Source organism: Microbacterium sp. MPKO10, from assembly GCF_026107415.2.
GTDB lineage: Bacteria > Actinomycetota > Actinomycetes > Actinomycetales > Microbacteriaceae > Paramicrobacterium.
In genome coordinates, this window is sequence record NZ_JAPCHX010000002.1 from 468,931 (window position 1) to 483,732 (window position 14,802).

The 14,802-nt window shown below is 63.7% G+C and carries 13 protein-coding genes; 8 read left to right on the plus strand and 5 right to left on the minus strand.

Annotation, left to right across the window (positions count from 1 at the left end; all coding sequences use genetic code 11):
* The first annotated feature begins 146 nt into the window (after positions 1-146).
* On the plus strand, positions 147-1,982 hold the full coding sequence (locus OK352_RS06740) for an HNH endonuclease signature motif containing protein (RefSeq protein WP_265140677.1): 1,836 nt from the start codon (positions 147-149) through the stop codon (positions 1,980-1,982).
* A gap of 682 nt (positions 1,983-2,664) precedes the next feature.
* On the opposite strand, the gene OK352_RS06745 is transcribed toward OK352_RS06740, so the two are convergent.
* On the minus strand, positions 2,665-4,062 hold the full coding sequence (locus tag OK352_RS06745) for a zinc ribbon domain-containing protein (protein WP_265140678.1): 1,398 nt from the start codon (positions 4,060-4,062) through the stop codon (positions 2,665-2,667).
* 100 nt (positions 4,063-4,162) lie between these two features.
* The gene (locus tag OK352_RS06750) at positions 4,163-5,392 is read right to left on the minus strand and encodes a winged helix-turn-helix domain-containing protein (protein WP_265140679.1); all 1,230 of its coding nucleotides are present in this window, start codon (positions 5,390-5,392) and stop codon (positions 4,163-4,165) included.
* Between the two features lie 84 nt (positions 5,393-5,476).
* Between OK352_RS06750 and OK352_RS06755 the strand changes: the two genes are divergently transcribed.
* Entirely contained in the window at positions 5,477-6,715 is a 1,239-nt protein-coding gene (locus OK352_RS06755; RefSeq protein ID WP_265140680.1) for an AI-2E family transporter, read from the plus strand.
* A gap of 13 nt (positions 6,716-6,728) precedes the next feature.
* Positions 6,729-7,961, plus strand: coding sequence for a threonine ammonia-lyase (gene ilvA, locus OK352_RS06760; RefSeq protein ID WP_265140681.1), 1,233 nt, complete (start codon positions 6,729-6,731; stop codon positions 7,959-7,961).
* Between the two features lie 59 nt (positions 7,962-8,020).
* Here the strand turns inward: ilvA and greA are convergent, their stop codons facing one another.
* On the minus strand, positions 8,021-8,509 hold the full coding sequence (greA, locus tag OK352_RS06765) for a transcription elongation factor GreA (RefSeq protein WP_265140682.1): 489 nt from the start codon (positions 8,507-8,509) through the stop codon (positions 8,021-8,023).
* 82 nt (positions 8,510-8,591) lie between these two features.
* Positions 8,592-9,050, minus strand: a complete 459-nt coding sequence (locus tag OK352_RS06770) for a DUF4307 domain-containing protein (RefSeq protein ID WP_265140683.1) — start codon at positions 9,048-9,050, stop codon at positions 8,592-8,594.
* 71 nt (positions 9,051-9,121) lie between these two features.
* Here OK352_RS06770 and mca point away from each other — a divergent pair, with 71 nt between their 5' ends.
* Together mca and OK352_RS06780 are read left to right on the plus strand one after the other, a co-directional pair.
* Entirely contained in the window at positions 9,122-9,997 is an 876-nt protein-coding gene (gene mca, locus OK352_RS06775) for a mycothiol conjugate amidase Mca (RefSeq protein ID WP_265140684.1), read from the plus strand.
* Positions 9,994-10,425 (plus strand): hypothetical protein, encoded by a 432-nt coding sequence (locus OK352_RS06780; protein ID WP_265140685.1) that lies wholly within the window; start codon positions 9,994-9,996, stop codon positions 10,423-10,425. The genes mca and OK352_RS06780 overlap by 4 nt, the downstream gene beginning before the upstream one ends.
* A 6-nt stretch (positions 10,426-10,431) precedes the next feature.
* On the opposite strand, the gene OK352_RS06785 is transcribed toward OK352_RS06780, so the two are convergent.
* Positions 10,432-11,163 (minus strand): PAQR family membrane homeostasis protein TrhA, encoded by a 732-nt coding sequence (locus OK352_RS06785; RefSeq protein WP_265140686.1) that lies wholly within the window; start codon positions 11,161-11,163, stop codon positions 10,432-10,434.
* A gap of 82 nt (positions 11,164-11,245) precedes the next feature.
* On the opposite strand from OK352_RS06785, the gene OK352_RS06790 reads away from it, so the two are divergent.
* The 3 genes from OK352_RS06790 to OK352_RS06800 all read left to right on the plus strand — a co-directional run bounded on the left by OK352_RS06790 (position 11,246) and on the right by OK352_RS06800 (position 14,694).
* Positions 11,246-12,010: an isoprenyl transferase gene (locus OK352_RS06790; protein WP_265140843.1), complete on the plus strand. Its 765-nt coding sequence runs from the start codon at positions 11,246-11,248 to the stop codon at positions 12,008-12,010.
* A gap of 1 nt (position 12,011) precedes the next feature.
* A complete protein-coding gene (locus tag OK352_RS06795; protein ID WP_265140687.1) occupies positions 12,012-13,136 on the plus strand; it encodes an aminotransferase class V-fold PLP-dependent enzyme in 1,125 nt (374 codons plus the stop codon).
* A gap of 205 nt (positions 13,137-13,341) precedes the next feature.
* Positions 13,342-14,694 (plus strand): PhoH family protein, encoded by a 1,353-nt coding sequence (locus tag OK352_RS06800; protein WP_265140844.1) that lies wholly within the window; start codon positions 13,342-13,344, stop codon positions 14,692-14,694.
* The last annotated feature ends 108 nt before the right edge of the window (positions 14,695-14,802 follow it).

The following is a 14,802-nucleotide window of genomic DNA, read 5'->3' on the forward strand; positions in this document are numbered from 1 at the left end:
TTCTGCTCCGTTAAGAGCATCACTGAGGTGCTCTGCATACTGCTTCTCCGTCCACAGGCATGCGACTTTTGGAGTTATCCACATTGGTGTGTTGATCGGGGGTTTGTGTTGGTGGGAATGTCGGTGGCTGCTGTCACAATGTGTCCATGGTTAACGCAGGTTCGGCACCCGGGTTTGGGTCTTCGGAGGAGCCGGAGAACCATGCCCGGCGGGCGGCTCCGGGTGTGCCTGAGAGCTCAGAGTGTCAGCAGTCTCAGGGGAGCCTGGATGCTGTTGCGTGTGCTGCAGGTGAGCGGCTTCTGGATGCTCTGACTGATCTGCGTGATGTTGATCCGCATGGTCTGAGCTCGGACGGGCTGCTGCATTACGTGGGCCTTCTGGGTACCGCGACCCGGTTCCTCGAGGGTCGTCAGGTCGGCAATGTTGGTGATATTGCCCGACGGTCAGACACGGGCGCGGGGTTGGATGGTCTTGCTGCTCGTCACGGCTCCGCGTCACCGGCGGCACTGTTTGAGAAGGTCACGGGGGTGAAGAACTCCACCGCCCACCGGTACACGAAGCTCGCTCAGCGCACCACTCCGCGGGTCTCGGACACGGGTCTTCCTCTGGAGCCGGTGTTTGCCCAGACCGCCGAAGCACTTGCCGAGGGCACCATCGGTTTGGACGTTGCCGAAGCAATCACCTCCACGCTTGCCCCGGTTCTTCCGCGTGTGGCGCCGGAGCAGATGGACTGGGCCGAAGCCACACTTCTCGGTAACGCGACCGGTGCTGATGGTGAGGTTCCGGTGGCGGCGGATGCGTTGCGGGGTCAGGCGCGCATGTTTTGTGCCGTGTTGGATCCGGATGGTGTGCAACCGTCGGCGAAGGAACTTCATGAGGCCCGGAGTTTGGTGTTTCGTCATCTGGATGATGGGAGTATGCGTCTTACCGGGGTGCTCTCTCCGGAACAGGCAGCACACGTCACCCCGGTGTTTGACGCGTTCATGTCCAAACGCACCAGCCCGGCGTTTATGCAGGCGGATGAACTCGCCGATAAGGAACAGGCACCGGAGAACCGGTCGAGGCCGCAGGAACGTGCGGACGTGTTCACCAGCATTATTGCTGGCACCGGCACACAGGACAGCACCCCGAAACTGCACGGTCGTGCCCCGACGGTGTTGGTGACCGTCAAAGACACCGACCTGGAGAACGGGAACGGTGCGGCATGGTCGCCGGGGACACCGGCAGCGTTGCCCATGAGTTTTGTGAAACAAATGCGGTGCAACGGCAACACGAGACGGGTCACGCTGGATCAGCACGGGGATGTGTTGAACCTGGGAGACACGGAACGGTTTTTCACTGCGAAGCAGCGCCTGGCTCTGGTTGCGCGGGATGGGACCACGTGTGCGGCAGCGGACTGCGACATCCCCGCCTGGTTGTGTGAAGCACACCACATTCAGGGGTGGGACAACGGCGGCCCCACCAACCTCGACAACGGCGTCCTGCTCTGCTGGTTCCACCACCGGTTAGTCGAACACGGCGAATGGGCGATCACCCGCAACCACGACGGCCACCCGAAACTCGTGCCACCAGGCTGGTACGTGAACCGGAAGTATCTCGGCAAACGACACCGGCCAGGCGATCATCCAGGCGACGACCCCGGCGACAATCCCGGCGGCGATGCTCCCGGCGAGAATCCACGCGGCGGCGGCTGCGGCGACGGTCCCGGCGAGACCCCAGGCTGCGGCGACGGTCCCAGCGGCGGTGACCGACCAAGCGGTAGTGACCGGCTCAGCGATGGTGGCAACTCCGAAGGCGGTGGCCATCCAGGCGGTAGTGGCCGTCCCAGAGGCAGTGGCAGCTTCGGAAACGGTGGCAGTTCCGGAAGCGGCGCCGGTTACGGAAGCGATGGCGGTTCCGAACAGAGAGGTAATCCCGAGGACCCAGACAGTCCCGGAGGGCACCCGCCCGATGATGGGCGAGATACCGGGCCGCGCACCTAACGTACGCGGCGGCCCCGACACCTGAGACGCACAAGCAGTACAGCTTGAAGCGCTACTCAACGTGCGCTGCTGCCGCGAGAGTCGTCCCCGGGCAATTGCAGTGATGGTACTTGAGCACCAGACCGCCTGCCTCGGCTGGGGCAGCCGGTGAGAAGGGAGCCATCCGCTACGACGCGTAGATCGCACCGGTGCTGACCGATGACGATCACTGCGGCTGACGAGATGACGAGCGTCTAATGCGTCGGTATACCGCCAGAATCGACGCCCTGCGGGCATGTGAGCGACGGCCGCTGGACATGCGATCCCGGCGGCGGCCCCAACACACACAACCCACGAGAAGACACCCCTGCAGCGCTATTAGGCATGTCCAGGCGCCGAGAGACGAATCGTCTGATCAGTTCGAAGCGTGGCGAAGCGTGACCTAGAGCAGATAGGTAAACCGCCTGAGCTGTTTGAAAGGCCCGTGGAATACCCACACACCTGCCGCTCTCATAGTCTCCGACAGACTCACTGGGCCCGGGTAAAGCTGATCCGCTTTTTCGCATGATGCGCGTTCAAAGCTATTTGGCCACAGAGCTCGATCCCGTCTGCCGGGCCGGTCACCGTGAGACGCACGAAAGCGGGGGCCGGTCCACTGGACCGACCCCCGCTAGACGGTGGTGCTACAGGTAATTCGTGCGGTTTACCAGTACTCGATGACGACCTTGTCGCCGTCAATCGTGATGTCGCCGTAGAACGTCCAGTAAGTGCGGGGCTCAAGGTCGCCCGTTACTTTCTCACCGGAGTAGTCCTTACCGGTAACGGTGTACTTGACCTCGCCGCCCTCGGTCTCGAAGCTGCGCCCAGAATCGTCAACCGTAACTGTGGGGTACTCGACGACCTTACGCTCGACCTTGGTCACTTCGGACATACCGATCACATACGTCACATCCATGTCGCAGTTCTCGTCGACCTCCTTCGAAGTCTCCTTTGCGCACTTGTCGATCATGGCGTTGAGCTGATTCTGAACCTCTTCCGTCAGCGCATCAGTCGGTGCCAGGTTCAACTCGGCCGGCTGGTAGCCCGCCTTGGAGCCTGTGGCAGCAACGACTGTCTGGTCCTCAGCCTCAAACCACTTGCTGTCGGGAGCCCCGATCTTGTAGACGCCGGGGTAAGCCTGAAGCGTGCCCTGTTCACCAAAGTCAACGTTTACCCCGTTGACCGTGGCCTCGGTTCCCTGCGAGATGTAGACGCTGACGTCGACCAGCAAAGGCTTGTCGATCTTCCAATCGTCAAAGAACACGGCCTGCTTGCCCTGGTTGCTGAGCGTCAGCGTACCGTCGTAGGTCGTACCGTCGAGCTTGTAGCTAAAGGCAACGCGTGCACTGTCGCCCTCGGTCGCGGTCTTGGTGACCTTCGGGTCCGAGATGCGCGAGCTCTTCTCCTTGAGGATCTTGTTGTTGAGCAGCGCGGCCTTTTCCTTCTTGACGCCCGTCTTCACCAACGAATTGGCTTCCTTGGCGTTACCCGCGGAGATCGTCGTGAGGTACTTCTCAACAACCGCCTGCGGACCATACGTCGATCCGTTGATGACGTTGATGACGACCGTGGCGATGATCAGGAGGACCACAACAGCACCAGCAATCGAGCTGATGAGGATGATCTTCTTCTTGTTCGGGTTTGGCGCGGCTGGTGCTGCGGCACCGTAGGCACCTGCCGGGTAAGCCCCGCCCTGAGGGGCGTACTGGCCTTGAGGCGTGTACTGCCCCTGCGGCGTGTACTGACCCTGGGGTGAATACTGGCCCTGTGCAGCATACTGGCCCTGCGGTGCCTGCTGCTCCTGCGGTGCCTGCTGCCCCTGCGGAGTGTATTGACCCTGCGGCGTGTACTGGCCCTGCGGCGTGTACTGGCCCTGCGGCTGCTGCGTATTCGCGTCTGGCTGCCCCTGGGGCGTGTACTGACCGCCCTGCGGTGCGTACGATGCCTGGTCGCCCTGCGGTGCGTACGACGCACCCTCGTCGCCCTGGGGCGGCTGGGCGCCGCCTGTGTTGTCTGCCGGGTTGCCCCCCTGAGCGCCCGGTGCGTTTTCGTCCGATGCCATTGTGCGTCACTTCCCCTTCAACATGAATGTGATAACAGTAAAGCTATCAGCGCAGGTGTGTACAGAGCACTGGGGAGAACTGCCCATGCGCCAGTGGGCGTCAGGGCGATTCATGCCGTGGTGCGACGAGGCTCTGCGCCAGAGTGTCGGCCGCGTTTCCCCGTGACCCGACACTGATCGAATCGTGTTCTTGCCACTGTGCGGTGGCGCGCAACACCTGCGAGAGTCTTTCTACCGTATCAGGCGGCGCACCGGACTCTCGCCATGCGGATTGCACACGCAACACGTGTGCCTGTCTGTCGCTCTTCAGATCGACTCGAGCGACGAGGCGATCCCCGATCAGTACCGGGAGAACGTAGTAGCCGTGCACCCGCTTGTGCCGTGGAGTGTAGATCTCAATTCGATATCGAAAGCCGAAAAGACGCTCAGCACGCTGACGTGACCACACAACAGGATCAAAGGGCGAGAGCAGAGCGTCTGCCGTCACGGCTCGCGGCCGCACCAGCCCTGCCGGCATCCATGCATCGAGTTGGCGATCACCCGCACGCCAGCCGTCGACATGGACGCGCGTCAGCACACCAGCATCCTGCAGCTCTCTTATCGCTTGAGCGGTTGCGTTGACGGGAAGGCGATAGTAATCAGCCAAATCGGATGCTGTCGCGACACCGGTCGCGACAGCGGCGCGCCGGACCAGCTCGCGCACGGCATCCTCACGGGGGATCTCCGTGGCTCGCACGTGACTCGGGATGATGTGATCGGCCAGCGCGTACCGGCGCTCGAACGTCGACGTACGGCCCGCGATTGCCACTTCACCCCACCGAAACAGTGTCTCGAGGGCCCGCTTCACCGTCGACCAGTCCCACCAGGTGCCTCGTGACCGACCGACATCCGTCTCCATCTCACGCGCGAGCGAGGGCCCGCGTGCGGCGAGCTCACCCCGCACCCAATCAAGCTCAGCCGTGTGCGCCTTCGCCCACGAGTCGCGTTCAGCGAGGTCGCGCTCGCGCAGCGCACGCATCTTCCAGCCCCAGAGCGGAAGGTCTTCCGTGCGAACGAACGTCGCCTCGTGCGCCCACCACTCGGTGACCCGCTCGGGGCGACTGTGCGTCAGAGCGTCCAGAGCCGACTTGTCGTACGCGCCGAGACGCGCGAAGACCGGAAGATAGTGGCTGCGTTCGAAGACGTTCACCGAGTCGATCTGGAGAACACCCAGAGAATCCAGCACGCGCGAGAACTGGCGCAGGCCGGGGCGGGCAGGGCGGGGCCGCGTGAATCCCTGAGCGGCAAGAGCGATGCGCCGAGCAGCATCCTGAGAAATCGTCTGTGACATCTCGATGACGTTATCAGCGACCTCCGACAGGCGTGTAGTCGCATATTCCGTCCTCGCGCAGCGGGGCATCGTAGACTGTCACGCGTGTCGGAATCACGCAGGCCCCGCTGGTGGGCACGCATGTTCGCCGCCCCTGCGATTGAGCGAGATGCCGTGGAACCGGAGCCGGAACGGCACGTCTCGTCAGACGAGATCGTCGACACGATTCCGCCGGGCATCCGGATCGCTGCCGCGTGGAGCTGGCGGCTCATCCTGATCGCGATCGCCACCGCGATCCTCGTGTTCCTGATCGTCCAGTTGAGATTGATCGTGATTCCGGTCTTCGTGGCCGTGCTGCTGTCGGCGCTTGTGCTCCCGTTCGTGAACTTCCTCGTGGGGCATCGGTGGAACCGGGGGCTCGCCGTCGCGGTCGCCATGATTACAGCGATCGCCGCGGTGGGGGCGCTTGTCTGGCTCGTCGTGTGGCAGGTGGGCGCCCAGGCAGGAGAGGTGCGTACACGCACGGTCGAGTCCATCGAGTCGTTTAAATCGTTCCTGCTCCACTCGCCGCTGCATCTGACCGACAACAAACTCGGCGTGATCTTCGACGATGTCTGGGCGGCGATTCAGGAGGACACCAGCACGTTGCTGTCAGGGGCCCTGTCGATCGGGAGCACGTTTGGGCATCTCGCCGCAGGTATTCTCCTGGCGATGTTCTCGCTGCTGTTCATCCTGATCGACGGCAAGAACATCTGGAAATGGCTGATCCTCTTCGTGCCGCGTCGCGCACGTGCCGCCGTTGACGGTGCTGGACAGGCCGGATGGACCACTCTCGAGAATTACACGCGCACGCAGATCCTCGTCGCCTCGATCGATGCGACAGGTATCGGCCTCGGCGCGTTCTTCCTTGGGCTTCCACTGGCGATCCCCATCGGCGTGCTGGTGTTCCTCGGAGCCTTCGTTCCGATCGTCGGTGCGATCGTCACCGGTGCCGTCGCTGTGTTCATCGCTCTCGTGTATAACGGTCCGATCATCGCCGTCATCATGCTCGGCGTCGTGCTTCTTGTTCAACAGGTCGAAGGGCACATTCTGCAGCCTTTGCTCATGGGCACCGCCGTCAAGGTGCATCCGCTCGGCGTCGTGCTCGTGGTGACGGCGGGTTCGCTTGTCGCGGGCATCCCCGGTGCGCTCTTCGCCGTACCCGTCGCCGCCGTCGTGAACGTTGTCATCGGCTACATCTCGTCCGGAGCGTGGAAAGACCCGGAAGCCACGTACAAGGTCGATACGATCTGGCGCACCGTCCCCGCTGAGGGACGACTGCGTCGAGACACCTCGTCTAGGTAAGAAGGAATCGCGAATGTCGCAGACAATCCCCTCGCTCAGCTCGATCGAGCAAGCGCAGCAGCTGGTATCCCGTGTCGCCCAGCACACGCCGATGGAGAGCTCCCGGTACCTCGCCGAGGTGCTTGGCGAATCGGTGTATCTCAAATGCGAGAACCTTCAGAGAACCGGGTCGTACAAGATCAGGGGAGCGTACAACCGCCTCGCCCAGCTGAGCGATGAGGAGCGCGCCAGGGGAGTGGTGGCCGCATCAGCGGGGAACCACGCGCAGGGTGTCGCTTTTGCCGCACGCGAGCTGGGCATTGCCGCGACGATCTTCATGCCCGTCGGAGTTCCGCTGCCTAAATTACAGGCGACGCGCCGCTATGGTGCAGACGTGGTCCTGCGCGGACACACTGTCACAGAGCCGCTGCAGGCCGCCGCCGAGTATGCCGAGAAGACGGGGGCCGTGCTCATCCCGCCGTTCGATCACATTGACGTGATCACCGGTCAGGGGACGCTGGGGCTTGAGATTCTCGATGACGTCCCGGATGCTGCCACGATCGTCGTTCCGATCGGCGGCGGTGGCCTCATTGCCGGTGTCGCGGCGGCGGCGAAGCAGCGTGCCAAGCGCGAAGGGCGTGAGATCCGCATCGTTGGCGTGCAGTCGCAGAACGCGGCAGCGTATCCACCCTCGCTTGCCGAAGGGCACCCCGTCGACATCGAGATCCAGCCGACGATCGCCGACGGGATCGCCGTCAGCCGACCCGGCGCTCTGAACTTCGATCTCATCCGCGAGCTCGTCGACGATGTCGTGACCGTGACGGAAGATGAGATCGCCAAGGCACTGCTGATGCTCCTCGAGCGGGCGAAGCTCGTCGTCGAGCCGGCTGGGGCTGTGACTGTTGCGGCAATCATCGAGGGCCGGGTCAAGGCCACGGGTCCGACCGTCGCGATCCTGTCGGGTGGCAACATCGATCCGCTCCTCATGCAACGGATCGTCGCCCACGGCCTCTCAGCCGCCGATCGGTACATGACACTGCGCATTCCGCTTCCGGACCGGCCGGGCCAACTGGCGCGCATCGCAGAGATTCTCGCGCACGCCAATGCGAACGTCGTCGAGGTTCTGCACACCCGTCACGGCACCGGAATGCAGATCAGCGAGGTCATGATCGACCTCAGCGTCGAGACGCGGGGTGCCGACCACAAAATGAGCGTCGTTGAAACGCTGCAGGCGGCCGGCTACAACCCCGCGATCGTCGAGGGCTGAAACTGCTGATCGGTGATCTGGAGGATCCAGGTTCGAGAGCTGGAACTCGAGGCTGAGGCTCAGCCGGTGTACGCCTCGACGCCCGTGATCTTCACCGAGATCGACTTGCCGTTGGGTGCCTCGTAGCTCGTTGAGTCGCCGACCTTCATGCCGATGATCGATTCGCCGAGCGGGCTCTGCTCGCTGTAGACATCGAGGTCAGAGTCGCCCGAGATCTCACGGCTGCCGAGAAGGAACTTCTCTTCGCCACCGGCGACGATGGCGCTGATCACTGTTCCCGGCTGGACGGTTCCGTCGGCCTCGGGGGCCTCGCTCACCGTCGCAGTGCGCAGCAGTTCCGTCAGTGTGCGGATCCGTGCCTCCTGCTTGCCCTGTTCATCTTTGGCGGCGTGATATCCACCGTTCTCCTTGAGGTCGCCCTCCTCGCGCGCGGCTTCGATGCGCTTGGCGATCTCGTCGCGCCCGACGGTGGACAGGTGCTCAAGCTCGGCCTGGAGGCGGTCGTAGGCCTCCTGAGTGAGAAACGTGACCTGTGACGCATCAGTCATTGGAAACTTCCTTACATGAACAGGCGCCCCGACGTCCGTCAGGGCGCTGTGAACCAACCCACCTCGTGGGTATCAGAAGATCTTAAGGCAGCCAGCAGCGGTAAATCAAACCAGTGACGGCCAGATCCACGGTCTTCACGGTGTCGGTGAGCTCCCGCGTGCGGGTGTCGGAGGCGGGAAGTTCGACGATCTTCCACCCCACAATCGAGTGATTGTCGTCTTGCGCCTGCAGCGCGCACATCGCATCGGTGCCGGGCTCCACCGAGAGTCGGTATGTGATCTCGACGGAGTGCTCGTCGACGACGGTGTGCGCCACGTCGACAGCATCAACGTTCGCTGCGGGCGTGAGAAGCCCGGCCCAGATCACCCAGGCGCCAAACACCACGGTGATGAACGCACCGAGCGACCACAGCAGCGCCTTCACACGCAGACGCGATCCGCGGGTGTTCCCGTAGCGGGCATCGAGCCGCTGCGACGTCGTGAGATTTCCGTTCGCTGACGTGCTGCCGACAGCATCCGTCGGCTCGTGCCGATCTGACATTCACCCCACCCACACGTCGCAGCGATTACTCTTGTTACTAGGTTATTCGCTCCCACCTGAAAGCAGGCCACGTGACGTATCGTCTCCTCACCGTGCACGCGCATCCGGATGACGAATCTTCGAAGGGATCCGCGACGCTCGCCGCCTATCGGGCGCGCGGCGTCGAGACCATGGTCGTCAGTTGCACGGGAGGCGAGGGCGGCGATCTTCTGAATCCCGCGCTCGCCGACGTCGCGATGATCGAGCGCGACATGGCGGGCTACCGTCGCTTCGAGATGGCCGCCGCGCGTGAGGTTCTCGACACACAGCACCGGTGGCTTGGCTACCACGATTCGGGCATGCCGAACGATGACGGCACAGCGCCAGCGCGCTCGTTCGCCGCGATTCCCCTGCACATTTCCGCCGGTGTTCTCGTGCGGGTGATTCGTGAGTTCCGGCCTCACGTGATGATCACGTACGACGAGAACGGTGGCTACCCGCATCCCGACCACATCCGTTGCCACGAGGTGTCGATGGAGGCTTTCGAGGCGGCGGCCGACCCCGCCCGCTACCCGGATGCTGGTGAGCCGTGGTCCGTGTCAAAGCTGTACTACGACCACATCTTCAACTTCGCCCGCGTCAAGGCGAACTACGACATGCTGTTGGCGACGACGCCCGACGATCCTCTGGCCGAGCGGCTGGGCGAGATGCTGAGCTGGCGTGAAGAGCGCAGCGGCACCGAGGACCGCACGACGACGCACATTCCCTGTGGCGATTTCTTCGAGACACGGGATGCTGCGCTGCGCTCACATGCATCGCAGGTTCCCGCGGACAGCCCGTTCTTCTTCTGGTCGAACGACCTGCAGCGCGCGGCCTGGCCGTATGAGGACTACGAACTGGCGCGCACGCGCCTGGACACGCCCGAGGACGAGCACGACTTCTTCGCGGGAATCGAGGACGACCGGTGATCGCGCACATTTTATGGAGATCAGAGTCGACGCCCACGCCCACGCCGTCGTCCGATCTTGACCCGAACGCCGTGACCCCCGGGGTGATCGGCTTCATTGCGATCTTCGTCGTCGCCGTTCTCGTTGTTCTGCTGATCCTTGACATGGTGCGTCGTGTCCGGCGCGTCAACTACCGGGCGCAGGTCAACGAGCAACTGGATGCCGAAGAACGCGAACACGCTGCGGAAAACGGCGGCTCACAGCATCCGGATCATGCCGGGAACCCGGGGAACGCGGGTGATCCTGGGCAGCGGCATGACGCCGAACCTCGGGACGGCACGGGGGACCACGGCGACGTGGGGCAGCAGAGCGACGCCGAATCTCCGGACGGTGGCACAGACCGCACGCAGGATCGTGATGATCCTCGGGGAACCAACGACTCGGAGTGACGACTCTCAGCCGTAAAGCGGGTGGATCGTGATCAGGAGGATCCCGGTCCAGTGGCAGAGGAATGCCAGCACGGTGCAGACGTGGAAGATCTCGTGGAACCCGAAGTTTTCGGGCCACGGATTGGGGCGCTTGATGCCGTAGACGACGGCACCGCCCGTGTAGAGCAGCCCGCCGGCGATGACGAGCACCATTGTGGCAAAGTTCGCGTGGGCAATGTCGACGATGTACGCGACAGCGGCCCAGCCGAGCGCGAGGTACAGCGGAACGTACAGCCATCGTGGCGCGCTCGTCCAGAAGACGCGGAATCCGATGCCGAGCAGGGCTCCGGCCCAGACGATCACGAGAAGCAGAATTCCCGTGTCGCGCGGCAGTGCAACGGCGGCGATCGGCGTGTACGTGCCGGCGATCAGCAGAAAGATGTTCGCGTGGTCGAGGCGGCGGAAGACCATGCGTGTCTTCGGCTTCCACGGGATGCGGTGGTAGAGCGCCGAGATTCCGAAAAGCAGCAGCGACGTCGTCATGAAAACAGCGCTTGACCACTTCGCTACAGCGCCGTCGGCCAGAGTGATGAGCACGATGCCCGCGGCGAGGGCGACAGGGAAGGTGCCCACGTGGATCCAGCCACGCCATCGGGGCTTCGCCTCGACATGGTGCGCTGCAGCATCCTCGATCAGCGGGATGCGGGGCAGATCAGGTCCCGCTTGGCCGGGGGGCTCGGGGGAAGCGCGACGCGTCATGAATCAAGAGTACGGCAGGCGGCTGTGTGGGGTGTGTCTCGACGTGCACTAACGTATTCGTGTGAGGATCGCGACGGAAACGATGGGGCGCGGGTTGCTGTACAACCTGTACCAGAAGCGACTTCGCCGTGCCTTGAACCCACAGATGATGCCGCATCACGTGGGGATGATCATCGACGGGAATCGCCGCTGGGCCAAGCAGCTCGGCTACACGACAGCGGCACACGGGCATCGAGCCGGTGCCGCCAAGATGCGGGAATTCCTCACCTGGTGCGATGACCTCGGCATCAACGTGGTCACCCTGTATCTGCTGTCTGCCGACAACCTCGCCCACCGCGCGAGCGACGAGATCGACGATCTGCTCGAGATCATCGCTGACCTGGCCGACGACGTGTCGCGATTCCGTGACTGGCGCATCAAGCATGTGGGGAACGCCGACTGCCTTCCGACACGGCTCACCGAGGTTCTCGAAGCCGCCGAGCACCGCACCGAAGGCAAAAAGGGCCTCCACATCAACCTGGCCGTCGGGTACGGGGGCCGTACCGAGATCGTGGATGCGATGCGCCAGATCGTCCGTGAGCACGAACTCGAGGGGCGCAGCCTCGAGGAGCTCGCGAAGATGCTCACGCCGGATATGATCGGCGAGCACCTGTATACGGGAGGACAGCCGGACCCCGACCTGGTGATCCGGACGTCGGGGGAGCAGCGGCTGTCTGACTTCATGCTGTGGCAGAGCGCGCACAGCGAGTTCTACTTCGTTGAGGCGCTGGGCCCGGACCTGCGTGAGGTCGACTTCCTGCGCGCACTGCGTGACTATGTCGGCAGAAGCCGGCGTTTCGGGGGCTGACATGACAACGATTGACGCTTTTCGCGAGACATTCCTCGAGGATCCCGGCTACCTGAACTACGCGTCCATTGGTCCGGTCTCGTCGACAGTGCGCGCCGAGGCACTCGCTGAATACGACAGCCTCTCGCGCATGAGGTTCGGCGCGGGGGAACGCACGACGAGTCACGATGAGCGACTGGCCAGTGCCGTCAGCGCCATGACGGGCCACGATGCCGGAAACGTCATCGCCGTGCCGAGCACGAGCACCGGCCTGCTACGTGTGCTGTTCGGGCTGAACGGACACATCCTGATGTCGCGAGACGAGTTTCCGAGTCTTCCCGTCGCCGCCGTCCGAGCGCAGAGCGCTCTCGACCGGCTGTCGATCACCTGGCTCGACGTCGCCGACGGTCGCGTCACACCACGCGCACTCTCACAGGCGCTGAGCGATGACGTCACGGTCGTCGCCGTGTCACTCGTCGACGCCCGAACCGGATACCGCGCCGACCTCACCCGCATCCGTGAGACCATCGGCGACCGCCTGCTGATCGTCGATGCCATCCAGGGAGCCGGCGTCATCGACGCCGATTACGCGGCAGCCGACGTCGTTGCCACGGGCGGTCAGAAATGGCTGCGCGCCGGGTGGGGGACGGGATTTCTCTCGTTCAGCGACCGGGCACTTGAACGTCTCGACCCGGTGATCTCCGGGTATACGGGTACAGACGAGTACGAGCCGTGGGGGCACGTTCCCTCACCGTCACGCGCGGCCGCGACGGCGTTCACGGAATCGAATCCGGACTTCCTGGCTGAGGCGCTCCTTGCATCCGCGATCGAGGAGGTAAACGCTGTCGGCACCGACGCCATCGAGAATGCGGTACTCGACCGCGCTGACGAAGTCATCGAAATGCTCGACGGCGCCGATCTTCCCCTCGTCTCGTCTCGCACACGGGACGAACAGTCCGGCATTGTCGTCGTCCGGCCAGACGAGGGGCGGTTGGGGCCCTTGGGCGCAGCCTTGCACAACACCGGGCTGACGACGACGTCCCGTCTGGGCACTGTGCGCTTCAGCATCCACGCGGGCACCTCCGATTCGACATTCCGGATGCTGAGACAGGCTCTGTTGGTCTATCGGTCATCGATCGCCTCCTGATGTTCATCGCGCCGACAGCGGCCGTTTCGGCGTGGCGAGGCTGAATTGTCGTCGCCGAGTCGTAGCGTCGGGCATATCAGGTGCATTACCTGATCGAGCCGGCCGGGAGATCGACTCGAACCACGGGCCCGGACGACTCGCCATGTGAGCCGAGCGGATTCGCTCGGGGTTGGAGCCGGACGTGACTGCCAGCGATACCACGCAGATGACACCGTCGACAGAGGGCCATGCGCATTCGCTACCCTCGAGCGATTCCTCGCTTCTTCAGGCCGAACGGACGTACGTGCTCGACACGTCGGTTCTGCTGTCTGATCCACGGGCCATGTTCCGCTTTGCCGAGCACTCTGTGGTGATCCCCGTCGTCGTTGTCGGTGAACTCGAGAAGAAGCGGCATGACCCCGAGATCGGGTATTTCGCCCGTCAGGCTCTGCGGCTGCTCGATGACCTGCGAGTGAAGAACGGGAGGCTCGACTTCGCCGTTCCCGTCGGGGACGGCGGAAGCCTCCGCGTGGAACTCAACCACAGCAACATGACGGTTTTGCCGAGCGGACTGCAGCTGGGGGACAACGACTCGCGGATACTGGCCGTCGCGCAGAACCTGGCCAATGACGGGCTCGCCGTCACCGTCGTGTCGAAGGACCTTCCGATGCGCGTCAAAGCGTCGTCAATCGGGCTCGCGGCCGAAGAGTATCGTGCCGAACTTGCCGTGGATGAGAGCTGGACAGGCCTGGCGCAGGTTCACGTCGGAGCCGACGACATGGCGACGCTGTACGAGACCGAGACGCTGCCGGGCGAACACACTGACGGTCTGCCGGTGAACACCGGTCTGGTCATCCACTCCGAACGCGGATCCGCGCTTGGGCGGATTTCGTCAGACGGCAGCGCCCGGCTGATCAACGGAGACCGTGAGGTTTTCGGTCTGCGTGGCCGCTCGGCCGAGCAGCGCATCGCCATTGACTTGCTTCTCGACCCGAGCGTCGGGATCGTTTCGATGGGAGGGCGAGCCGGAACAGGGAAGTCTGCTCTCGCGCTCTGCGCAGGCCTCGAGGCGGTTCTCGAACGGCAGATGCACCGCCGGATTATGGTATTCCGCCCGCTGTACGCCGTCGGCGGTCAGGAACTCGGATACCTTCCCGGTGACCAGGGCGACAAGATGAACCCCTGGGGCCAGGCCGTCTACGACACGCTCGGCTCGGTCGTTTCGCAGAACGTCGTCGACGAGGTGATTGAGCGCGGACTCATCGAGGTGCTGCCGCTCACGCACATCCGGGGGCGCTCGCTCCACGATGCCTTCGTCATCGTTGACGAAGCGCAATCGCTCGAGCGGAACGTGCTTCTGACGGTTCTCTCACGAATCGGGCAGAACTCACGCGTTGTACTCACCCACGATGTTGCACAGCGCGATAACCTCCGGGTCGGACGGCATGACGGTGTCGCCTCGGTGATCGAGACGCTCAAGGGTCAATCGCTCTTCGGACACGTCACGCTCACGCGATCCGAACGCAGTGCGATCGCGGCGCTCGTGACCGAGCTTCTCGAGGGCACCGAGATCGGCTAGCCCACAGCGCAGCGCGGCTCAGCTGCGTACGGCAGCGGAGTAGGGCACAGCACAGTACCGCTCGGCACCGGGCGGGAGGCACAGGACAGGCTGCACATCCGACCCGCC

Coding starts and splice junctions, on each gene's coding strand:
- OK352_RS06740 (WP_265140677.1), top strand. CDS start 147: ATGGTTAACGCAGGTTCGGCACCCGGGTTTGGGTCTTCGGAGGAGCCG.
- OK352_RS06745 (WP_265140678.1), bottom strand. CDS start 4,062: ATGGCATCGGACGAAAACGCACCGGGCGCTCAGGGGGGCAACCCGGCA.
- OK352_RS06750 (WP_265140679.1), bottom strand. CDS start 5,392: ATGTCACAGACGATTTCTCAGGATGCTGCTCGGCGCATCGCTCTTGCC.
- ilvA (WP_265140681.1), top strand. CDS start 6,729: ATGTCGCAGACAATCCCCTCGCTCAGCTCGATCGAGCAAGCGCAGCAG.
- greA (WP_265140682.1), bottom strand. CDS start 8,509: ATGACTGATGCGTCACAGGTCACGTTTCTCACTCAGGAGGCCTACGAC.
- OK352_RS06770 (WP_265140683.1), bottom strand. CDS start 9,050: ATGTCAGATCGGCACGAGCCGACGGATGCTGTCGGCAGCACGTCAGCG.
- OK352_RS06785 (WP_265140686.1), bottom strand. CDS start 11,163: ATGACGCGTCGCGCTTCCCCCGAGCCCCCCGGCCAAGCGGGACCTGAT.
- OK352_RS06790 (WP_265140843.1), top strand. CDS start 11,246: ATGGGGCGCGGGTTGCTGTACAACCTGTACCAGAAGCGACTTCGCCGT.
- OK352_RS06795 (WP_265140687.1), top strand. CDS start 12,012: ATGACAACGATTGACGCTTTTCGCGAGACATTCCTCGAGGATCCCGGC.
- OK352_RS06800 (WP_265140844.1), top strand. CDS start 13,342: ATGACACCGTCGACAGAGGGCCATGCGCATTCGCTACCCTCGAGCGAT.